The organism is Synergistaceae bacterium, assembly GCA_031267575.1.
In the GTDB taxonomy this organism is placed as follows: Bacteria; Synergistota; Synergistia; order Synergistales; family Aminobacteriaceae; genus JAIRYN01.
Genome location: JAIRYN010000042.1, coordinates 25,045 through 48,708, shown reverse-complemented (window position 1 = coordinate 48,708; position 23,664 = coordinate 25,045). Strand labels below are relative to the sequence as shown.

13 protein-coding genes and 1 riboswitch are annotated in these 23,664 nt (G+C 52.7%); of the genes, 9 read left to right on the top strand and 4 right to left on the bottom strand.

Annotated elements, in window-relative coordinates; all coding sequences use genetic code 11:
* Positions 1-232 precede the first annotated feature (232 nt).
* On the top strand, positions 233-1,402 hold the full coding sequence (locus LBJ36_06235; protein ID MDR1378635.1) for an ABC transporter substrate-binding protein: 1,170 nt from the start codon (positions 233-235) through the stop codon (positions 1,400-1,402).
* A gap of 70 nt (positions 1,403-1,472) precedes the next feature.
* Here LBJ36_06235 and LBJ36_06230 read toward each other — a convergent pair whose 3' ends face one another.
* Positions 1,473-2,282, bottom strand: a complete 810-nt coding sequence (locus tag LBJ36_06230; GenBank protein ID MDR1378634.1) for a hypothetical protein — start codon at positions 2,280-2,282, stop codon at positions 1,473-1,475.
* A 385-nt stretch (positions 2,283-2,667) separates the two neighbouring features.
* On the opposite strand from LBJ36_06230, the gene LBJ36_06225 reads away from it, so the two are divergent.
* Positions 2,668-5,766, top strand: coding sequence for a response regulator (locus LBJ36_06225; GenBank protein MDR1378633.1), 3,099 nt, complete (start codon positions 2,668-2,670; stop codon positions 5,764-5,766).
* Positions 5,767-5,870: 104 nt separating this feature from the next.
* Positions 5,871-6,084: riboswitch (cobalamin riboswitch) on the top strand.
* Positions 6,085-6,455: 371 nt separating this feature from the next.
* Here the strand turns inward: LBJ36_06225 and LBJ36_06220 are convergent.
* Positions 6,456-6,638, bottom strand: coding sequence for a hypothetical protein (locus LBJ36_06220; protein MDR1378632.1), 183 nt, complete (start codon positions 6,636-6,638; stop codon positions 6,456-6,458).
* Positions 6,639-6,717: 79 nt separating this feature from the next.
* Here LBJ36_06220 and LBJ36_06215 point away from each other — a divergent pair, with 79 nt between their 5' ends.
* From LBJ36_06215 to LBJ36_06190, 6 genes are all read left to right on the top strand, one after another.
* On the top strand, positions 6,718-7,566 hold the full coding sequence (locus tag LBJ36_06215) for a hypothetical protein (GenBank protein MDR1378631.1): 849 nt from the start codon (positions 6,718-6,720) through the stop codon (positions 7,564-7,566).
* A gap of 90 nt (positions 7,567-7,656) precedes the next feature.
* Positions 7,657-13,326: a leucine-rich repeat protein gene (locus LBJ36_06210; GenBank protein ID MDR1378630.1), complete on the top strand. Its 5,670-nt coding sequence runs from the start codon at positions 7,657-7,659 to the stop codon at positions 13,324-13,326.
* Positions 13,327-13,550: 224 nt separating this feature from the next.
* Positions 13,551-15,575: a hypothetical protein gene (locus tag LBJ36_06205; GenBank protein MDR1378629.1), complete on the top strand. Its 2,025-nt coding sequence runs from the start codon at positions 13,551-13,553 to the stop codon at positions 15,573-15,575.
* A gap of 47 nt (positions 15,576-15,622) precedes the next feature.
* A complete protein-coding gene (locus tag LBJ36_06200; GenBank protein MDR1378628.1) occupies positions 15,623-17,674 on the top strand; it encodes a TonB-dependent receptor in 2,052 nt (683 codons plus the stop codon).
* Between the two features lie 101 nt (positions 17,675-17,775).
* Positions 17,776-18,729, top strand: coding sequence for an ROK family protein (locus tag LBJ36_06195; protein MDR1378627.1), 954 nt, complete (start codon positions 17,776-17,778; stop codon positions 18,727-18,729).
* Positions 18,726-19,433, top strand: coding sequence for a M48 family metallopeptidase (locus LBJ36_06190; protein ID MDR1378626.1), 708 nt, complete (start codon positions 18,726-18,728; stop codon positions 19,431-19,433). Before LBJ36_06195 ends, LBJ36_06190 begins: the two co-directional genes overlap by 4 nt.
* Positions 19,434-19,617: 184 nt before the next feature.
* On the opposite strand, the gene LBJ36_06185 is transcribed toward LBJ36_06190, so the two are convergent.
* Positions 19,618-21,639, bottom strand: a complete 2,022-nt coding sequence (locus LBJ36_06185) for a methyl-accepting chemotaxis protein (protein ID MDR1378625.1) — start codon at positions 21,637-21,639, stop codon at positions 19,618-19,620.
* A 155-nt stretch (positions 21,640-21,794) separates the two neighbouring features.
* On the opposite strand from LBJ36_06185, the gene LBJ36_06180 reads away from it, so the two are divergent.
* Positions 21,795-22,793: an NADH:flavin oxidoreductase gene (locus LBJ36_06180; GenBank protein ID MDR1378624.1), complete on the top strand. Its 999-nt coding sequence runs from the start codon at positions 21,795-21,797 to the stop codon at positions 22,791-22,793.
* A 168-nt stretch (positions 22,794-22,961) separates the two neighbouring features.
* On the opposite strand, the gene LBJ36_06175 is transcribed toward LBJ36_06180, so the two are convergent.
* On the bottom strand, positions 22,962-23,591 hold the full coding sequence (locus LBJ36_06175; protein ID MDR1378623.1) for a hypothetical protein: 630 nt from the start codon (positions 23,589-23,591) through the stop codon (positions 22,962-22,964).
* Positions 23,592-23,664: the final 73 nt, after the last annotated feature.

The window sequence follows — 23,664 nt, the reverse complement described above, 5'->3', positions numbered from 1 at the left end:
GTTGTAGAAAAAAGACTTTCTACTCCACAGATGTTGACTCCAAAATAAAAAACATGCTAAAAGCTATCTGACTAAAAGCTATCTGATTGGAAGCCGAAGGTTTTAGACCTGACCTTTAAAAATAAACTTTATTTTAATATTGACTTATTAAAGAAACTAAAATATAATTCCTCTCGTCTTTTGTGATTTTAAAATTTATCCTGTAAAAAAGAAGGAGAGCGAAGAGTCAGTCATGAAATGGGTAACGGAATGGTTAGGTAAAAGCGTATTAGTGGGGGTCATTTTTGGGGTAGCGGCAAGTTGCGCGTTTGCCGCCGAACCGATCAAGATTGGTTATCTCGCGACTTTGACGGGGGAGGGGGCAACCTGGGGGCAACATGAACGCGACGCCGCGACCCTGGCGGTCAAGGAACTCAACGAAAAGGGCGGGCTTTTGGGACAACCGGTAGCGCTGGTCTGTTATGACATCAAGGGCAAGCCTGAGGACGCGGTGAACGCCATTCGTAGGTTAATTTTCGACGATAAAGTCGTCGCCATCGGGGGTAGTAACTACAGCGGGATTCAACTTGCCGTGGCGCCCATCGCCGACAAGGAACAGATTCCTGTGATTTCCAGTTCCGCAACGAACCCTACAGTGACGGTGAACCCGGATACGGGGAAGGTACGACCTTATATGTTCCGCATCACCTACACCGACCCCTATCAGGGGATGATTATCGCCGATTATTTGATCAAGAAATGCGGCGCGAAAAAGCTAGCTATCATTGGGGATATCGGAGACGCCTACTCAGAGGGACTGACGGAGTTTGTCAAAGCCCGGGCGGACGAGTTGCAGGTGGAAAATAGGTTCTGGGCCTACAGAGGCGGAGACGTAGATTTCCGGGCGCAGTTGACTGAGGCCAAGGCATGGGGAGCGGAAGCAGTGGCTTTGACGATGCTCTACAAAGAGATGGGGCTCGTGATCAAGCAGGCCGCCGAGCTAGACTGGAAGCCTTTCTTTATGGGAGGAGACGGTTACAGCCCCAATATCTTTGAAATCGCGGGGAACGCTATGGAAGGGACCTTCTGGGTCTACCCAATGAGCGAAAACGATCCCAAACTCGCGGGGTTGATCGAGAAATTCGAAAAAGAATACAGAAGAAAACCCACGGAGATTCTGAATACAACTTTCGGATACGACATTCTGCAAATGATTTTCCACGCCATCGAGACGGCGGGTAAGGCCGAGGGCCCGGCTATCCGGGATGCTATCGAAAACACGCAGAACTTTGACGTAACTCACTTTTCTTGGACGGTGGACAAAGAGACCCACAATCCACTGAACAAGCCGGGCGCCATTCTTCAGGTCAAAGACGGCGTGTTGCTCTACCTTGAAACCTGGGATCCTCAGGCGGCATTTTAGGGAAGCGTAAAACAAACGAAAAAAAGGGGAGGCCGCTCGGCTAACGGACGGCCTCCTTCTCGTTTTCTTTTTAGTATTGGTACCTGTTATAGGGTACGGGCGCTCTTCCCCGACCGTAATTGTACTCGGATACGATTTCCTCGAATCTTCGAAGATAATCGGAGTCCGTCCTCGGATACCCATACCTTTGTGGAGGTGGCGAGTAAGCGCCATAGCCTCGCGGGTCCCTCGAAGGATAGCCACCGTCCCCATAAGCCCCATAAGCGTTGGGCGAATTTTGCTGGGGATATTCCCCTCGGGCATAGACGCTCAACGGGTCCTCTCGATAACCGCGCTGGGGATATTCCCTGGGATCTTGTCTAGGGTTCTGTGGATAAGTCGATTTTCCTGAAGGAGTCGGATATGTTGACCCCGAATACCCTCTCGGCGGGTTTTGCGGATTTTGTGGGTAAGCTCCCCCCACGTCCGAGTAACCTCTTGGGGGGTTTTGAGATGGGTAGAGCGGATTTTGCGTTTGCGGATATCTCACTTGAGGGTAATCTTTGGGAGCGTTTCCTTGAGGATAAGGGCTGGAATTCCCTGGATGGGGTTGCTGGTAAGGTTGATAGGGATTTCCTTGATAGGGATTTCCTTGGCCCTGGGTATACCCTCGAGAGTCCTGTTGTGGCTGTGGATAACCATATTCCCTGGGGTAGGTGCCCGAGGTCCCTCGGTCGTAGCCTTCTTCCCTCGGAAAGCTCTCCGGATATCTCCCCATCTGTTCATAGGGGTAGAAAACGTCCACGCCGTTGCTTTCCCATCTTTCCCATCTTTCTCCTCCATACGCTATCGTACTGAAAAACGCCCCAAATAAAATCGTCAGCGCCACTTTTTTCTTCATCTGCAACCCCCGCTTTCATTATGAACCGAAACCAACCAGCATGAACCGAAACCAGCCAACTATCCACCATTTGCGCACCTCGATTTTCACATAAAGTATTTTCACATAAAGAAAGCGTTTTGAATAGGTCTTTTAAATATTCTCATCAACTTTGACTTTCACAACCCCAAAAGGGCCAACTCAGAAAAAAGTAGGAAATACCAACGGTCGATTGTCTGTCAAAAACTAAATCCTTCTGACTGGAATCTTTGCCGGTTTGACGTTATAATGACTCAGTGATTATTTCGTGTTTTCGCTCATAGTCTGAAGCCTCGCTTTCAGTAAAATCACTTAATTAAAATCACTTAATTGAGAACAACTTTAAAAAACTTTGAGAGGGTAAAGCATGTTTAAGAACTTGAATTTGAAAAATCAAATATTTTCCTTGGTCACTGCTGTCGTCGTTGTCTCTTTTTTAGCGGTTACCTTGATCGTCTCCGATAGAAGCGTCAAATTGGCGAAAAAAGACGCCTTCAGCTTGGCTGAGGAAATGGCGAAAAAATACAAAAACGAGATCAAGGCGGAACTGCAAGGCGCGCGAGTGACTTCGGAGACCTTGGCGACCGTGTTCGAGACTATGAAAGACCACAACCTCACCGACCGGGATATGATGAACGATATCCTGAGAAATGCCCTTGCCCAAAAGGAGTACATCACTGCCTTTTGCATCGCTTACGACCCAAATATGTTGGATGGGCGGGACGAACGGTACGCCGGGCAAAAACCGGCATACGACGAGACGGGAAGATACTCACCCTACTGGAACAAACTTGGAGGCAACATTGAGGTCGAGCCCTTATACGACATTGATATCGCCGATTGGTACATCGTTCCCAAAGAAACGAAACGAGAATACATCACCGATCCTTACCCGTATCAGATACAGGGCCACTTTGTCATGCTGGCCAGCTTGATTTTCCCTATCCTTCATAAAGGTGATTTTATCGGCATCATCGCCTCCGACATCGTTCTCGACAAGCTCCAGGAGATGGTGTCGAAGGTGAATACCTACGAAGGAGGCGAATTTACGCAGATTTTTTCGAACGCCGGTGTCATCGTGGCGCACCCCAACACGCAATATCTCGCCCAGGATCTAACGAAAACGCTGCTGTACGATATGCTAACGTACAACGCTTATAACAGTACTCCCAATAACGCTCCCAAGGTCGTCGAAACAATACGTCACGCGAAAGCCTACGTGGAAAAAACCCCCGCTCCAGACCCGATGGATGAGGCCAAGACCGAGGAATACGGCAATCTTCTCAAATTCATTGACAATCTGGAGGTCTACGCGGCGAATCCCGGTCAAACCGAGCTGGATATGTCGCTCCTTTCGCCCCAAATGGCCGGAGAAATGCTTCAGGTGGATCCAAGCAGACAGCAATACGCGATGGAAGCGAAAAACGCCATCAAAAACGGCGAAATGTACATATCGAGCAGCAAGGATTTTTATACAATATACATGCCGATTCAGTTCAGCGAAATCACGAAGCCTTGGTCGGTCGTGGTGAGTATCCCCATGGTCGATGTCCTTAAAGCCGCCAATGGCGTCCGAAATTACACTTTAGGCGTATCTGCCGTTTCGATCTGCCTGATCGCTTTCCTTTTATACTTGATCGCGAGAAGTGTCACGAAGCCGATCCTGGTGCTGGCCAATACCGCCAAAACTATAGGAGAGGGAAATTTCGACGTCGAAGTGCCATCGGGCCAGGGTAGTGATGAAATCGACGTTTTATCCAGAGCGTTCAAGGTCATGGCCGAAAAGATCGACGACCTCGTCAAAAAATTGCAGAACTACGCCAGAGAACTGGAGGAAAAGAACGACAAACTGAACCGTTTAAACGAACAGCTCGTCATCGCGAAGGACCAGGCGGAGGAGTCGAGTCGGGCTAAGAGCGAGTTCTTATCCAATATGAGCCATGAAATACGCACACCCCTCAACGCCATCATCGGTATGATGTCTATCGGCAAATCGGCATCCGACGCGGAAAAAAAGGACTACTCTTTTGAGAAAATCGAAAACGCCTCCCACCATCTGCTAGGTGTCGTCAACGACATTTTGGACATGTCGAAGATCGAGGCCAACAAACTGGAACTCTCGGTTGTGGACTTCGACTTTGAAAAAATGCTTCAGAGGATTGTCAACGTCATCAACTTCCGGGTGGATGAAAAACATCAAACTCTCCGCGTGAACATCGGCAAAGACATCCCCAACAGGCTGCTGGGAGACGATCAGCGGCTGACGCAGGTCATCACAAACCTTCTTTCCAACGCCGTGAAGTTCACACCGGAAAACGGCTCTATCCGTTTAGACGCGCGTTTTCTTGGAGAGGAAGGCGGTCTGTGCGCCATTCAATTTGATGTGACCGACACTGGAATAGGCATTAGCGAGGAACAACAGGCACGGCTGTTCAACGCCTTCCAGCAGGCAGACAGCGGTACCTCCCGCAAATTCGGTGGGACAGGACTCGGCCTGACCATATCAAAAAGGATTGTCGAGTTGATGGGAGGGCAGATCCAGATCAAGTCAGAGCTGGGGAAGGGCGCGACTTTCACCTTCACGATACAGGCCGCGCGGGGCAAAGCGGCGCGTCAGGCTTTGCTGACCGGGGGCGTAAATTGGAACAACGTCCGTATACTGGTGGTGGATGACGATTCCGAGGTTCGCGAGTACTTTAAAGAGATGGAACAGAGGCTTGGGATTATTTGCGATGTGGCTTCCAGCGGAGAAGCCGCCGCTGTGCTGCTCGAACAAAATAACTTTCACGATATCTATTTCATCGATTGGAAAATGCCTGGAATGAACGGCATTGAGCTGACAAAGAAAATCAAGGAGCGGCAGGCCGGTTATTCGGTCGTCACGATGATTTCTTCCACAGAATGGAGTTTGATCGCCGATGAAGCGAAGTCAGCCGGCGTCGACCGGTTTTTGACGAAGCCGTTGTTTTCGTCCGACATTGTCGATTGTGTCAACGAGTGTCTCGGTAGCGGTGATATCTTCTCCGAGGACGCGCGGTCCGAGGCGACGGACAAGTCGATGGACGTATTCACGGGGCGTCACGTGCTGCTCGCCGAGGACGTGGAGATCAATCGAGAGATCGTGTTGGCTCTGCTGGAGCCGACGGAAGTGGAAATCGACTGCGCGGAGAATGGCGTGGACGCTCTACGTATGTTCAGCGAAAACCCGGAGCGCTACGATATTATTTTCATGGATCTGCAAATGCCGGAGATGGACGGGCTGGAAGCGACTCGCCGCATCCGGGAGTCGGATCGTCCAAAAGCGAAAACGATCCCTATCATCGCTATGACCGCCAACGTCTTCCGGGAGGACATCGAAAAATGTATCGAGGCGGGGATGAACGACCATGTGGGCAAACCTCTGGACTTGGACGATGTGCTGGAGAAGCTGTCTACCTATTTGGCGGTAGGCGTCGCGGCGCAGTAGTGAATCGAGGTAGTGAATCAAGAAAAAACACATCTGTATAGCTCATTTTACCTGTCCGAGGATACCGCGATATATTGATTTTTTCTTTGGCGAAATCCGATTTGACGAAATTTAAAGAAGCGAGTATAATTTCATATATTAAAAACTTAATAGAAAATCCAGCAAGCGGAATCCGGTGTGAATCCGGAACGGTACCGCCACTGTAATCGGGACGAAAGCGCAAAATGTCACTGGTTTTTACTTTCAAGTAAAGGCTGGGAAGGCGCGTGAGTAGGATGAACGAGAGTCAGGAGACCGGCTGGTGGATGTGCGGAGGTCACAAGTTTTTTTTATCGCGTCTATAGTGTGTCGCGTAAAAAAAGCTCAAGGATGTTACTAGGGGAGACCTTCGTGTATGACGGCGGGGGTCTCCTTTTTCTTTTTTCCTTTTGCGGGGCAATGAGCCCCAACCCCCAAAAAAGATAAAAAAAGATACAACAATAAAAACGAGCAGCTATCCGCTACGCGAGGGTGGTGCTGTTGTCTTGTGCCTTATGCCGCAATTCAGTGACGGAGAGATGATAAAGAGGCGATGCCCTCAGTCAGCAAGGAAGATTAGTGTGCGGATATCAATGAGGTTGCCGAGTGGACATCGAAAGTGGTGGGGGGCGGTTGCGGGTGAGTGTCGGATAAATCCGGTTTTTTGCCGGTTATCCATGGGGAGCTTTGCGGATGGTCCGCATAGCATTCTGACGAGGCTGAAACACTTTGCGCCGGAGAGGTAGGTGAGCGCCGATGGCAGATGATAGAGAAGGTTCCCGATGTCCGTTGCGCCGTCGGGCGGGCGTCGGAGTTTGACTGAGACGGTGCGCGAAGGTGTTGTCCGTAGACATATCCCTGAGAAACTGAATAGGGTAGAAGATTTACAAGCAGCCCGAAAAGTCTGAATAAAATTTTAGGAAGGTGAAAAAAGTGGCAGGCAAGGAAATAATCGTAACAAACGGGTATTTTAACAACTTGCGGCTGTTCGGCGCAAATACCACGTTCCCGGCGGCGGCAAAGGCGGCACAGGCGACAAGAGACGTGACTTATGGTTTAAAGCTGTATTTTGAGCAATGGGATGAGGTCGGTTCTCCGATTGGTGAGGATATAGGTATTTATAGCGGCACGAGTCCTACGGCGATTCCGCAAGTACTAGGCAGGTTCGCCGCAGTTCCTGTTGTTTTTACTCCGGCGGAAATATCCTCGAAGGGCACACTTTTGCGGGTAATAAGCGAATTACTCCCTGGGAAGGCCGGGGGGGATATTACAGAGCCCGAATTTCAAGGGTACGACCCTGGTGGGAATCCTCCAAATCCTGTTGATTCGCCATATCTGATGAACTTAACACTCGGAACTACGGACCCGGCAGGTTCAAATAACCCAAATGATCCAAATCAAAAGGTGCGGTATACGGGGCATGAGAGTACCGATTATGAATTTGGGGAGGATGGCAGTATCGTCATACACTGGAAAGGGGAAAGCTGGATGTATTTTGTAGGGTCGCCGAACCCCAATTTGACGCCGGGTTCTCCGCCCCCACAAGAGCCGGATGTTCCCCATTATCCCAATTATCCGGAATATCTAATTTACCAGTTTGTATTTGACGGACCGAACGGCACAAACGAGTATATCACCCCCGGCAAGATAGTCGATGGTTACCTCGTAATGACACTGAGTTGGGAACGACTCTCGTTTGATTATATCTATGGAGTGAGAGAAGTCGATGGCGTAAAGCGGCAGGCCGGTATCATCAAAAATCTCAAGAGACTCGGCAAGTAAGAAAAACTGAACTTAAATGCGCGGTCAAGGCTGAGGTGCTTCATACCTCAGCTTTTAGGTATGGAGAAAAAATGAGGGGGCATGTATGCAATGCGGATTAGAAATGGCAAGGCGTTGGCGCTGCTGGCCATCGTTCTTCTGTTACTGTCGCCGTTCGCGGCGAATACCGTTTACGCCAGCGACGCGGTTGAGGTTATCGGCGGTCTTAAATGGACGGTGGACGACAATAACGTTCTTACAAAAGTCGAAGCGGATACACAGCAAATCGAAGGTGAAATTACCATTCCATCGGTTGTGAGCGGCCGTCCAATCTACTACCTCGGTACGCCGGGCGCGGATAATAAGTTGTTCTACAAAAACACAGAGATTACAAAGGTTACTATTTCCGAAGGTATTAAAGAAATATCTGATGGAGACAGCTTATGGCCCTACGGAGGTACTTTCTTTGGCTGCACGGCGCTGACTGAAGTAACGTTTCCGAACAGCCTTGAGACAATTGGGAGCTATGCCTTTCGCGGCTGCGCTGCCCTGACCGAAGCTATATTTGATGAAGGCGGCTTGAAAACGATCGGAGGTTATGCCTTTTATGATTGTGGCGAATTGACCAAAGTAATTCTTCCAGAAGGTTTTATTTCTTTTGGTGGGAACCACGTGTTTTATAATTGTAAAAAATTGGAAACAATCAATATTCCCACGGGCACCACTTCGATTCCAGAGCGCACTTTTTATGATTGTGCCGCCTTGGAGGACATCGTTCTGCCAGATGGCATAACAAAAATTGGGCCATACGCTTTTTCCGGTTGCATAAGTTTAAAAAACATCAATTTTCCCGAATCTCTTTCATACCAGGGAAGGGATGATATCTACGACTATTCAATTGCTCAAAACGCATTTCAAAACACCGGTCTTGTCAAGGTCGAATTTCCAAACGTGCCGTTGAATATTGGCCCAAGCGCTTTCGCAGATTGTACAAATTTGATATCCGTCATGCTTTCAGGCGAAGGCTCCTTTTACGCCAATAATGGCACCCTCTACAGCAATAACATATTCAGAGGCTGCGTCAATCTGAAAACCGTCACTTTGCAGGAAGGAAGCACGGAAATATTCGGCAGCGCGTTCGCTATGACAGCAATTGAAAGCATAGTTATTCCCAAAACGGTTAAGAAAATAGGGAAATGCGCATTTTACGACGCAACTTCGTTAACGTCTGTGACGTTGCACGATGATATCGAATCAATAGACTCGAACGCTTTTTACGGAACAGCGATTAATAGCATCGTTGTTCCAGCTAAAGTTACGGAGATACTCCCCAGCGCGTTCCAGAATGCGCGAAATTTAACATCCGTGACGCTGCACGACGGCATCGAATCGATAGGTGCAAATGCTTTCTACGATACCGCGCTGCCAAGTTTCACTTTCCCCAACAACGAGAAGATCGTCACGATTCCAAACGACATGTTATCGGGCACCAAGATTACCGAAATAGCGATTCCCGAAAGGATAACCGAGATCGGAACCGGAGCTTTTGCCAATACGCAACTGACAAAAATCACAATCCCGGCAACTGTGAAAAAAATCGGCGGCGGTTTCGTATACGGCTGCGCGGAACTTGAAGAAATAATCTGGCTGGGAGATACGGTGGAAATTACCGGTGATATCCGTTTCGACGGCTGCGCTAAACTGAACAAGGTAGAATTTCCGAACCCCACCGGAGCGCCGACGATTTACGGCGGTGGTTCGTCATACAATGCTTTTAAAGGATGTACCAGTCTCAAGGAACTTACAATTCCGGCTTGTGTCACAAATGTGAAGTCTTACGCTTTCGTAAGTTCCAGCCTTGAAAAAATCACATTTTTATCGAAAGATATCACAGTCGCCACAATCGCCTCTGGAACCAATGTCGCGCCCCTGAAAGATACCGTAACGTTCTACATCCCCATCGGTAGCAGCGGAACAAGCAGTCTTCAAAACAGGATTGTCAACGGCGGGTATAATTACAAATACACGGATACCGTCGTAAGCGGGACCGCCCAAGAGGGTTCCGCGGTCGTCTTCACCAAGGATGGACTGAACGTAACCTTTAACTCCGCGTCAAAATATGGTTTCGTAAAATCAGCGTACATAGGCGAAATCACCGCACTGGACGCACTCGTCGCCGCACACGCAGCGAAGTACGAATGGATGGACACGCGGGGAGGTCAGCTCGTGATCGACAACACGGGCGCGGTAACCAAAGCCTTCGGTACCGATGTCAGCGGTTACGGTTTTTTGGTCAACGGCGAGGAAAAACCCATTGCCGAACTTGGTGATACCATCCTGGGCGAGGGCGACAGAGTGCATTTCTTCCCCAAGTCCGAGGGCAGCAAATATTTCAAACTTTCGGTAAAAGGCGAAAACTACCAACAGGAGATTGCCCTGATCCCCGGCTCCAGCCACACGCTGGTGCTGACCGATGGAGAAGGCAACCCAGTCGCCGAACCCATTCCGATTTACACGCTGGATCTGGACACGGGCAAGCTGTCGGAAACACCGCTGGGTTTCACTGAAAACGGCGAAGCGACCGTGCCGTTCCCCGAAAACGGGAGATATGCGCTGGTTGTGTGGGATATGAACAACCCATCCTTCGTTTTCAACTTCTTCATCGTCAACGTGAATGCGCCGAACAATAAAATCAAGGTCACGGGCGTGACGGGCAACCCCTCGTTCATGGACACTCCTCTTTCCTCCGGCTACTCCGCAGGGACATTCGTACAAATCGGCGCGGACGGATTTGGGGACGAGGGATTTGACCCCGATCACACGCAATATAACCTCTATGCTAATCGGGACACGACAGAGGTAACGTTCGCGATCACCGCCGAGGACAGCAACACAAATCCTCTGTTGACGGTTCTCGTGGACGGAACGGCAACCGTAACCGACGTCGCCGCCACGGGGGACTCGTGGACACAGGCCGTCACGCTGGCCAACGACGTGACAAAAGTCGTTTTGAGCGTGAAGACCGAGGACAACGGCACCTCATTCGAGCACTCTTATGAGATCAACGTCATCAAAGAAGGCAGCACACCTTCTGCCGAAATTATCGAGGCAGCGGGCCACGACAAGACCTACTACTTCGACGGCAAATACAAAAAGGGTGCTTCTTTCCTGACAGCGCTGGTCCATAAAGGTCAGACCCAGGCGGAACTCGAAATCACGGTGATGCCCGGCACGGAAGTCTACGTGGGCGAGGCAAGAACGACGGAGAATAAGCAAGAAATATTATCGGAATTGTCAACGGGTGGCAGAAGCGTTTATCTAGCTAAATTTGATGTCAATGGCCTGACATACGACAATCAGCACTCGACAACGGACACGCGCAAACTGATCACCTACCGTAAGGACGGAGACGAGGAAACCGAGAATGAATTTACGGTCAATTTCAGGCTGCGCTCGCCGGAGGACGGTGTATCTACCCCCGACCGGTTTATCGAGTACCACCCCGCAGTTGGTAAATTCCCAGGTGTAGGCGAGGGAGCGCTTGTTGGGTATACCTATTTTGCCCACTACATTTCCCTCGGTGGAATCGGCGGTTACGTCACCTATTACTACGACGACCCCATCAAGAACGACCCGAACAACCCTTGGGGCGTGGACTTTATCGTCTATGGAAACTCGTTCGAGGGTGGAAAGCCCAACGAACCGGCGGGAGTCCAGGTATCGTATGACGGCGTAACATGGTACCACCTGGCCGGACAGCGACATTATGAACTCGAAGCGCTTTATGTGTCCGACATTATGCTGCGGGATGGAACCACAAAGACCGACAGCCTGCGTATTTTGAAGAAGGACGAAATCTCCGAAAGCTATGGATACCCTGTTCAGGTCGATTGGGGCTACGCCGACGTCGCCAACTGTTCTCCTGAGAGGAACGCAGAAGCACGTTGGAGCGTCGATGCCAAGCCGAACAACCCGTATCGGCAGGGCGCGATCACCAGTTTCGTAAATGGCGGCAACGTGGGCGACATGTTCGACCTCTCATGGGCGGTGGACCGCGACGGCAAGCCGGTGAACCTCGACGAAGTTCTGCCCGACGGCATCTGCTATATCAAGCTGCAAAACGTCATCGACGTGGCGGACAACCCACCCTTTGGAGAGATCTCGACGGAGCTGGGCACGATTACCCGTGTGAACCCGGCGGACGTCAAGGAAAGCTCTGTGGGCATAACCGCCGCGCCAACGGTCTTCACCGTTAACGGAGTCAACGTATTGGATGACGAACGACTGGAAGAAATAGGGCGTAACGTGCACTATCTCGCCAGCTTCGACCTCAGTGGAATGGACGTGAGGGTGAATGTCGTCGCTTCGGAAGACTACAATATTTACGTGAATAAGGAAGCGTACTACGGCGGTTCCGCTGAATACACCGGAACAAGCGCCAGCGACGACGCAACGGACGACCTGAACGGCATTCGTGAGCGCAAAGTCCGTGTCGTGGTTCAGAACGGCGAAAGCGAGCCGCGTATCTATGTTATCCAATGCGTGAACGGCGGCGACCCGGAGAAAAATGCGGATCTGGACTCGATAAACATGAATCCCGGTGGCGTGAAACTCGCGCTAAACGGCGATGGCTCCGCCTATGTTGGAACGCTGCTCAACGAAGTGACGACCATCGCGTTGAACGTCAAGGCCCTCAACCCCGATTCCACGATAACCCTGAGCGGTGAAGCCTTGAGCGAAAGCGTCGAACTGACGTATGACGAGTACAGCAACGTCATCCCCGTCGAGGTAGGCTCGAATGATTTCACGGTGAAGATAACATCCTCGAACGGCGAGAATACCAAAACGTACTCCGTGGTCATCGCACGGGAAGCAGAAGTCGTAGACCCAGGCACCGATCCGGGCACTGACCCCGGTACTGACCCAGGAACTGATCCTGGTACCGACCCAGGGACTGACCCAGGAACCGATCCGGGCACTGATCCCGACCCAGGCACTGACCCCGATCCCGGTACGGTCGGCGGAGGCAAATTCGAGGAGCTGGCGACGGCCATCACAGAAGCCGGCAACGCGCCAACATCAGAGAGCGTCGTTCTGACGGCGGCGGAGGTCATAACGTTAGACCAGCTATCCACCCCGACGCTCGACAAAATGCTCGACAAAATGGAGGAATATGAAGCCGTAACGATGGACGACGACGGTAACATCGTGGCCAACCGCGAGACTTTGTGGGAGCACATGACCGACGAACAGGCAGCGGTGTACGCGCCCTCCTCGGAGGACCTGGTCGCACTGCCGGCCTTTACAGCAACGGTGGAAACCGCCGGGTACACCGCGGTCGTGGTCTACCGTAATGCACTCGAAACCTTCGCAGATACACCGGTCGGCATCCTGGCTCTATTCAAGCTCACAACCGAGGGAGAGGCATACCAGTTTACCCCCGCCGAGTCCCTGGCGGAGATAGTTCATGGCCAGTTCATCATCACCAACGCTAAGGGCGGCAAGCTGGACACCAACATCATCAACGGCGACGAGCTGCTGATCATCGCGATCGAGGACAACAGCGTTCTGGATTGGAACGATTACGAGAAAGAAATAGCCGATCCGCCCGTGATCGCGAAGGCGAGAGACATCAACCCCGACGACCCCAACAACGAGAACGTTTCCGATGACGTCTTCTCCGATAGGCCCAGCGCTGGCGGCGGATGCGACACCGGCCTCGGAATAGGTATGGCGGCGGCGCTTGTGGCCTGTGCGCTCCACATCCGCAGAAAACGGTAAGAGAATTAAGAGAATAAGAAAAGGTAAGCGTTCAAGCCCTTTTTATCCGATTCTCACCTGGTAAGGATTTTCGTTAGGGGGGTCTCGGGGGGGCCAGTGAGGTCGCTTTTGGCCGAACGGGCTCCGCCCCCCTGAGCTTGAACAATTACCTTTGGGGCTCATTGCTCCAAAAATCAGCAGGGGAGCGTGCTCCCCTGCGCCTATATTTAGGAGGTGCTTGCAAAGTGCGGGATTTTAATAAAAATAATCAAAATTTCAGGCGCGTATTTTCAGCTCTGGCGGTGTTTGTCATCCTGCTGTCCGTGCTGGGAACCGAGGTGTACGCCGATATTTTTTACGCGGCGTCGAACTACAACGCGGGTTCAGTTGGGGTAATACAAGGAAACAGCAGAGGCGGCTATACGATAAACGCCAAGCTGGTCTCGAACTTCAATGGCGACACGGCGGGTTTTTCCTTCCACGACCACAACAACGAGCTGCGCGCCCTCGTCCGAGAACGCGCGTCCGGGGTCGGCGACGCCGTAGGGATCTACGCCCCATCGACCTTCAGCAGCCCCATACTGAACAGAAGCGGCTTCGGATCGAACATACACGCGATAACCTCCAATGGAGACGACTTGTACCTCGTCACCTACGAGAGCTACCCAGTGGGGCCGGAGGACACGGGCGAGGTCATACGCGTCGACATGAGAAACAACTACACGGTCAAAAACAGATACCATAACCCTAAAATTTTCTACCCTGGCTTCGCTGATTACGCCTGGCCCCACGGCGAGGGCGTTATGGTCTACAGAGACAAGGTCTACGTCATGTTCGGCATGTCGGACCCAAGCAAAATACTGGACTACGCCCCAAGCGAAGTCGTGGAGTTCGACAGAGCGCTCACCCCGACCGGGCGCAAGGCGGTTCTCGAAGATTCCGGGGTACAAATAGGCAAAAACGCCCTCACTATGGCACTGTACGGTGACAAACTCTACATCGGCTGCATAGGAGGACGCCAGGGAACGGGAGTATACGGCGACGTTTGGGAGATCGACATGAACAACTTCGGTGCTCCCCCACGCCAAGTTCTCGACTTCGAGCAAGTCACGGGGGTTCTCGCTGGTGCCGGATGGGGCGCTTACGGGGTGGACTTCACGGACGACGGAACGGCCTTTATACTGGCCGGAGGCTACGACAGCGGCATGGATTTCAAGGGCAGACTCTTCAAGATACCCGCTTCCGACCTGACGGCGGGCGGCCAAAGGGCCATAGACGGGCTCGTCGTCGCGCACAATTTCACTAACGCCGGCGGCCACTCCTGGTGGGACGGAGTGACGTGGGACGCCAAATCCGACACCGTCTGGTGCATGTCCGGCACGCACCTTATTGCCTTCGACAAGAACGGGAACGTGATACGCGACTTCACCCCGCTGGAACTTGGTGAGGACATCTATTCTGTCGCGCTCTTCAACGAAGCGCCGCCGGACGCCCCTGGAGGCGAGGAAACCGATCCCCCCGTCAGCGAGAGCACAATAGACGATCCGAACGTGGAGAGCGTGGCGCTGGAGAATCTAGAAATCGTGAGCGTCCCCTCCGATAGCACGGTGCGCGACGTACTGGATAGCCTGCCCGGCCTGCCCACCGACATTGGCGCCCTCAATCCGAAGTTCGATGTCAATTCATCGGGCCAACTGATGGCGAACTCCGGGACCGTGTGGCAGGGCCTGACCGTGGCAGAATCCGCCGTCATCAGACAGAGCAGCCTTACGCCCATCCCCGTGTTTAGGGCGACCGTTTCCTCGGACAAAACGGCATTGGTGAGCGTGAAGATGAATTTCTCCGGCACGAAACTCGCCGGCAACGACTTCGACGATCTGAGGCTGCTGAAGCTGAAGCGCGACGGCAGGACCACGGAGAAGCTCAGGAAGGTAAACGCTTGGGCCGACATCACTCACGGGACTTTTATACTCACCGATACGTCGGGGGACCCACAGCACGGCGTGATAGGGTCACGGGAATACCTGTTGAACGTAGCCATCAAGGACAACAGTGATTATGACTGGAGCGCGGATGCCGAAACCGTTATCGACCCCCTCGTTGCGGCGATCGAGGGAGAGGAAGAAAATCCCGACGGCACAAGTCCCGACGGAACAGACCTCGGAGGCGGAACGTCAAGCGGCGGAATGCCAGGCGGCTGTATCGTCACTTCGAGCAGAGCCGTTGCTCTGACGTTGGCGGTACTGCTTTATAAAAGAAAAAATAGATAATAAAACATAGATAATAAAACGTAAGCGTTCGAGCTGGAGGGTATCCAATGAGGATGAAATTTTCAGCGATTTTGTTTACTTTTTGTATTTTTTTATTAGCCTCGATTGCGCTTACTGTGCTTCCAACATTTTCGGTAGTTCCGGCGTGGGCGGCGGTGGAATTGCCGAAGGAGGTCGTGACGGGTTCGGTGATCTACGACGCCGCGGAGGATAAATACCTGTCGCCTGGGATGGTGACGGTGATCAGGCCGGAGGAGAAGGCCGGGGAGCAGCGGAACCTGCCCGATCTGCTGGAGGACGTGCCGGGGCTGCGGGTTATACGCCTTCAGGGGCGTAACGGCTACGCGGTGGCGTCGGTGCGGGGCAGCACCTCGTCCCAGGTGGCGGTCTACGTCGATGGAGTCCTCATGAACCTTCAGAGCGAGGCGGCAGTCGACCTATCTGCCATACCGGCGGATAACGTGGAGCGCATAGAGGTCTACAGGGGATACGTGCCCGCGCGGTTCGGGGCCCAGGCGATGGGAGGCGTCATAAGCGTCGTGACCAAGTCGCCGGAGAAACCCAGCTCGATCCTCTCCCTGGGCATGGGGTCCTTCGGCAGGTACAAGGGGACCATTACGCATTCGAATGCGCTTGGAGACGGAAAGTTCTTCGGCTCCTTCGGTTACGAGACGTATAAGGGCGATTTCGAGTATTGGAACGACGACGGCACGCCCTACAACGACACGGACGATTACACCGGTAAGCGACGTTACAACGGATTCGAGAACACCGATGTCATGCTCAAGTGGGAGGACGCGCACTGGCGGGCGCGGGCATCGTGGGTGAGGCGCGACCGGGACCTACCGCCTCAGGCTCCGGGCCGGGACAAGCCGGGGGTCCCGGACAACCTGCCGGGTGCCCTGCTGGACACGGCCCGATGGGATATTTCCCTGGGGCGGGAGCAGAGCGCAGGGGACGTCAACTGGGGCTGGGAGTTCACTTACACGGGACAGAACAAGAAATACGACAGCAGGAGCGGAAACGCGAACAGCATCGTCGGCTCTTATGATGTGGAAAAAAGCGAGTACCGTGTTTCGCGCCTCGGTGTGGCCCTCGACGCCAGCATGCCGTTGGGCGAGCGCCACTTCCTGGAGATGCTGGCCGAATATTCCGACGAGCGGCTCGACGTGGACGGAGACATGGTGTTCAGCAAACTCGGCGGCGTGGACAGATACAACCGCAACGATGTCAGCGTCACCCTTCAGGATACCATCTCTCTCGTGGCCGACGGGTCGTTTCTCGCTACCCCGTCCCTGCGCTGGCACGGACAGGACGAGGAGTCCCACGCCACGTGGCAGATAGCGTTTACCAAGGAGTTCTCCAACGCCTGGATGGTGAAGGGGACCCTCGGCACCTACGCGCGGGCGCCGAACATGTACGAGCGCTACGGAGACGGGGCCTTTATACTGCCGGCGGAGGAAGATATGAAATGGGAGACTGGACGGCAGTTCGACCTAGGGCTCATCTGGAACGGAGTATACGAGCCCTGGAACGCGCGGGTCAACGCGTCGGTTTCGGGTTTTTGGCGCGATACGGACGACCTTATCGAGTTTTTGATGGACAGCCCACAGTACGGACGATACGCGAACATAGCCCATGCGGAGGTCAAAGGCGTAGAGGTGGGAGCGGATCTCGATTGGGAGAAATGGAACCTGGCGCTGTCGGCGACGTGGATGGACGCGAAGAACCATACGCCCGACTCCGGCTCGTCGCGCTACTATGGGATGTGGCTTCCGAACCGTCCTAGGTGGGCAGGTTCGGCCAGGATTACGAGAAAGTTCGCCAAAGGCTCGACGTTCGCCGAGTACCGGTACGCGGGGGCGAACTTCGCGGACCGCTCGGAGAACATACTCTTTGATGTGAGGGGCGTGGTGAACATAGGCGTCAAGTACAATTTGAGCCCAACGACCACATTGAGCGCGGGCGTGGACGACCTCTTCAACGAGGCGGACTCCTGGAGGATGTACCCCGCCGGTGGACTCAACGGGCCGACCCGAATGCTCTGGTATCCAGTGGAGGGGCGCGCGTTCTATATAACCTTGGATCTCGAACTTTAAGCAGACGAGCCCCCTGCGGGGCGTGGAGCGGAGTCCCGCAGTTTTACTCAAGTCGATGTAAATGTGCGCGTATTTTTGATATACTCGATAAAAACTCCGGCGTGTTTGCGCTGAGCGCGGACCGCGTCGGAAAATTCAATACAAGCGAGGTTTTCGCGATGAAAGCGATCGGAGTCGATTTGGGCGGACACAAGGTGATGGCGGGTCGGGTAGGAGAGGGCGCTGTCGAGGCTAGGCTTGAAGAACCCACGGAACACTCACGGAAAGCCCAGCCGGTAATTGCCCAGATTGCCCGAATGGCGCGGGAGCTGGGAGCCGGCGAAAATATTCCCGTGGGGGTCTGTATTCCGGGAGGATTGGATGCCACCCGAGAGCGGGCTTTGATGATCACGAACTTCACGGACTGGAATGGACTTCCCATACGCCGGATGTTAGAAGACGCGACAGGCGTTTGCACCGCTATCGAGAACGACGCCAACGCTTATGCCTTGGGCGAGGGGTTCGCCGGTGCGGCTAAGGGCATGACCGATTACGTGGTGCTGACTCTGGGGACGGGGATTGGAGGAGGGGTTGTGACAGGAGGACGTCTCCTGATCGGCGCTCACGGTATGGCCGGAGAACTGGGACACATGGTGTTGGGATACGAGGAGCCCTGTGGTCCCGGATGCGGAGGATTAGGTCATTTCGAGGCCTTATGCGGAGCTGACGCCCTCGAACGCAGAGCCAAAAAGATGGGCCTCAGCGACGCGCCCGTCCTCAAGGATCTTTGGCTGAGGAAGGATGAGCCCGCTGTGGCTTCCTTTTGGGATTTCGCGCTGAACAACATCGCTCGAGGTATCGCCAGCCTGATCCACGTGTTCGATCCTCAAGCGGTGATCCTCGGCGGCGGGTTGCGCAAAGGACAGGGGTTCATGGAGCTTCTCGAGGCACGTATTCCCCGCTATATGGGAGAACCCTTCAAGAAAACGTTGAACCTTCTTTCGTCTGTCCTGGATACGGACGCTCCGGTTTTTGGAGCGGCTCTGTCCGCGCTAAATCGACGCGACCGCGCATGACGCAGTGTTTACCCTTTCGCTACCCCTATACTGTGAAACGCAGCCTCCGGGCTCGCTCTGTGCGTTTGACCGTCTCGGCGGAAGGGCTGCTTATCGTCGTGCCGCAGCGTTTTTGCGTGTCCCGTGATCTTCCCCTGATTTTGGAGACGAAAAAGGAATGGATTACCCAGGCCCTGGAGAAGATGCTGAAAAACGCTCAATTAAAGGACGCTACTCAGGGATTGCCGAAAACCATCGAACTTCGCGCCTTGGAGGAAGTATGGCGCGTGGTGTTCGCTTCGCTAACGCGGGACCGGATAGTGGCGAAAGACGGGATTATCACCTTGACGTCGGATTTCAGTGACAGCGAGGCTATTGTATGCCTCAAACGATGGGTGCATCTGAAAGCTCGTGAATGTTTGCCGCGTCTGCTGGACGAAACAGCGAAACGGCATCGTTTTTCCTATGTTAACGTCGCCGTCAAAGAACAAAAAACCCGATGGGGAAGCTGTTCCTCCAAGGGCAACATCAACTTGAACAGTTACCTGCTGTTTCTACCTCCTTCTCTGGTAAGGCATGTCGTGATCCATGAACTCTGTCATCTGAAGGAAATGAACCACTCGGAAGCCTTCCATACTCTCATCGCCCGTCTCGATCCTGACGCCGCCAATAACGCCATCGAACTCAAGCAAGCCTGGCATTTCGTGCCGGGATGGGCGCTATAATCGAAGGCGCTATAATCGAATATGAAGGATGGCAAATATGAAGGATGGCAAAACCTTTCGCCGAAAACGAGATCAATGTTAAAAGGGGCTTTGAGACTGAGGCTTTAAAGCTGAAGCTTTGAAGCCTCTTTCGACGTTTCTCTCTCGGTGTTTTAGCCCGCCGCAAATTGTCGTCGCATGGCGCCTAAGACTGGAGCGCCGGCTGCGAATCTATCTTAAAATGAGAAAGGAGTTCTTTCAACTCCTCGACTGACTGGAACATCTTATCGGCGGCGGCAGAAACGGAACCACCTATTGTGGAAGCTTGGTTGCTTAGGCCATTCAGTTCGGACATCTTATGAGATATTTCTCCAGTACTCTTGTTGATGGCGTTAATGGCGTTCGTGATATTGGAGCTGGCTGCGGCCTGTACCTGCGCTACAGCCGCTATGGACTGGATCGCCACATTGGTACTGGTTATTTCATTCATGCCGGTGTTCAATCCGTCAACCGCCACGTTTGCCATTGACATGATCTGCTTGACGATTTCAACGGAGTCCTCTGTCGCGGCTATCGCGTCCTCAGCGCTTTTCCTCAAGGTCTTGACCAAGGTTCCCACGCTGTTTGAGGCATTTCGCGATTCCTCAGCGAGCTTTCGCACCTCCTCCGCGACTACGGCGAAACCCCTTCCGGCGCTTCCTGCCCTGGCTGCCTCGATCGCCGCGTTCAGGGCCAAGAGGTTCGTCTGGTCCGCTATGGACGTTATGACGTCCATGAAGTTCGATATCTCCGATACGGAATCGTGCAGTTCCCTCATCTTGATTTGGTTGTCCATCGTCTTTTTGTCCACGGTGTGGATGCTTTCGACCAAGTTATTCACCGATTCCGCGGCTTTCGTCGAAATTTTGGTGGTCTTGGCGAGCGATTCCGCGCTGTCGGCGGACATTTTCGCCACGGAGGCGGCTCCCTGGGCCATTTCAGATATGCCCATGCTCCCTTTCTCCAACGCGTCGGCGTTCGTGTCGCATAAGACCGAAACTTCATCGATCAGCGACTTAGTGTGAAGCATGGCGTCGTTGTTCTCCTGGGAAAGGGACTCCAGAACTCTCGTGTCATTCGTGACCGACTCCGACGTGGAGACCACTTTCGAGAGAAGGGCCCTTTGGGACGCGATCATGGCGGAAAGCGACCCGACGAGTGTCCCTAATTCATCCCGTCCGCGGTACTCGAAGTCCTTCTCAGAGATGGTGAGGTCGCCGTCTTTCCCTCTTGCCGAAAGCAGCGCCGCCCTTTTCAGCGGCTTCGATATTTTCCGGGCGAGCAGGAAAGATATGATGGACGCCACGATCAACACCGCCAGCGACAACACTCCCACCGTGATCATCGACTTTTTTATCTCCGAGTACATGCCTTCCAAGTTTTTTCCGGTGAAGAGCATTCCGAGAATCTTGGCGGAAGCTGGGTCTTTGAGCGGAACATAGTGCGTCAGATAGAGGTTGCCAAATAACTCCAGTTCGCCGTAATAATCCTCCTCTCTTTGCAGAACCCGCTCGACCACATCTTGGGGCGCGTCCGTCCCCACAATTCTGCGTCCGTTCTCTTGTAATGTGCTATTGATCCTCGTCTTGTCCGCAAAAACGGTAACTTCCACTCCGAAGAGCGCCTTTATCGTGTCCACCAAATCGGGGTTCTCCAGAGAAAACGCCGTCCTGAGCATTCCGACTATCCTGCCGTTATACTTGATAGGCGCGCCGCAGTAATAGCCCAGCTTTGTCGACGGGTTCGCCATGAATGTTTCGTAAGAATTACCCCGGAGCGCATTTTGCACATCAGCGCCGCTTCCGATGTTATCGCCGAGCCTGGACGGGTCATGCGGACGCGCCAGGACTTCGCCGTCGGATGCCGCTATCACCAGTATGTCTATGCCGGCCGCATCTAGAAGAGGCTTCGCCAAATTGTATATTCTCTCCCTGTCCTTTTCGTTCACAAGCTGGGCAAGCTGTGTAGACTCTGTCAGCTTGTCTCTGAACGCACGTGTCTTCTCCATCACCGCGCGTAGATTTTCCTGAAAACTGATGATGGAATATCTGGCCTCATCTGTGGCGCTCCTCTTCGCGTAAGATGTGAAATGGAGCATAGCGGTGATCGAGGTGCATGTGACGGACAGCAGGACCAAAAGAAAAGAAACGGCAATGATTTGGGACCTTATTTTCATATTCTTGAACAACTCTGAGTCCTCCCTCAGTTATAATAATCTATTTCAGTTATAATAATATATTAAATGAATTAATTGTACTATAATCTTTGCATAGAGAAAACAAAATGAGTCTGTTGCTTTTTCCATTAAAGCAACGGGAAAGTTGGATGGAGATGAAAGAGCCAATGAAAACGTTGTTTGACGCGACGAAAATCGGGAACATGGTTTTGAAGAACCGTTTTGTTCGGGCCGCTGTCGCGGATAAAACCGCTGATGGTTCCATCAGCGAAGAAATGATCGAACTCTATCGGAAACTGGCGAAGGGCGGAGTGGGGTCGATCATTACGGGCTACACTCTGGTGGATGTCGCAGAAAGGGCGTTGCCTGTGGTCGCTCTTTACAACGATGTTTTTATCGATAGGCATCGAAAGCTGACAAAGGCCGCCCACGAAGGAGGCGCTAATATTCTGGCGCAACTGGTGTACATCGGCTCCTACACCTCCAGCCACACCGGTGGGCTGGTCGCTCTTGCCCCCAGCGCTGTGGCGAACTTGATGACTGGAACCGTCGCCCGAGAGGCCAATGCCGAGGAGCTGAAGGAGATTCAGAAGAAATTCGCTCAAGCCGCCTTGCGCGCTCGAGAAGCGGGATACGACGGAGTGGAGCTTCACGCCGCTCACGGGTTCTTGCTCAGTCAATTCATGACGCCTCACTACAATCAGCGGACCGATGCCTACGGTGGCTCGGACGCAAACAGGAGCCGTATGACCTTGGAAACCTACGAATCCGTTCGAGGCGCGGTAGAGGAGAGGTTCCCCATCTGGGTCAAAATCAACAGTACCGACGGTATCGAGAACGGCCTGACGCAAAAAGATTGTCTTTATCTCTGCAAGAAGTTGACGGAGCGGGGAGTGGACGCCATCGAAGTGAGCGGCAAGTGGTTCGGAAGGCCTACTGACGCGGGCGCCTACTTCGAGGACGCGGCGGCGGCTATCGCCAAGGAAAACTCTGTGCCGGTGGTCTTAACCGGAGGCAACAGAGATCCCCTGGAGATGACCCGCGTTCTGAACAAAACGGATATTGGCTACTTCGGAATTGCGCGACCCCTTGTCAGCGAACCGAACCTGATCGAGCGATTTCAAAAAGATACACTTCAAGCAAAGGGAGGCGCGGGCGCGTGCTAACCGTTCAGAGCGCGCACAGATAGACATTCCTCGATAAGATAACTTGATAAGATAACTTGATAAGATAACCTGATAAGATAACCTGATAAGATAACCTGAAGACCAATTAGATCCCAACCGCAAGCAGGCAAGGGAACATAAGTTTTACTTGCGGCTTGGGAATTGTTGTTAATGTGCCAACGCCTGGATTTTCTCTACAGACAATCCGGCGCTTCTAGCGACAAGATCAAGAGAGACGCCATTCGCCAAAAGATTTCTTGCCATTTCTTCCTTACCTTTTTCTATACCTTCTTTTCTTCCTTCTTCCCTCCCTTCCTCTTTCCAAACTTGCACAGCTTCTTCCATTTTGAACTCCAGCGTCAGCATATTGATCACCTCCGAGACATGGGACCGCAAAAATTCAGCCAGAATATCTTTCTCCACACAATCTTTCACAGCTTGTTCGATGGCTTTTTCTAATTCGTAGCCAACTTCCACATACCAACGTACCGCATACCAACGTACCGCGGCAATGAAAAGGACATAATCCGAGAGTGTCTTGCTTCTCTTAACAAGCTCTTCATTGAATCCCTTATTGATATTGTAGACCAGCATGGTCAATTCCAGAAATCCCCCCAGCCATTCTGGAGAGTCCACTTCCTGAAACGCGTCCGAAAGTTTCAGGTCCTTTCGTTCGGGAAATTCGCCCTTGCCATTGTACAGGACGTAAAAGTCGGGCTTCGGGATTTTGAGGAGTTTCGTTCCGTAGATTGCTTGTTTGAGTTTCAGATTTTTGAGTTTCAGATTGAGGTTAAACAACTTTTCGAATACTCCCGCGATGTAAATTAAATATCGAGCAACCGTTTCTTGTCTCCGCACAACTTAGTGAAAA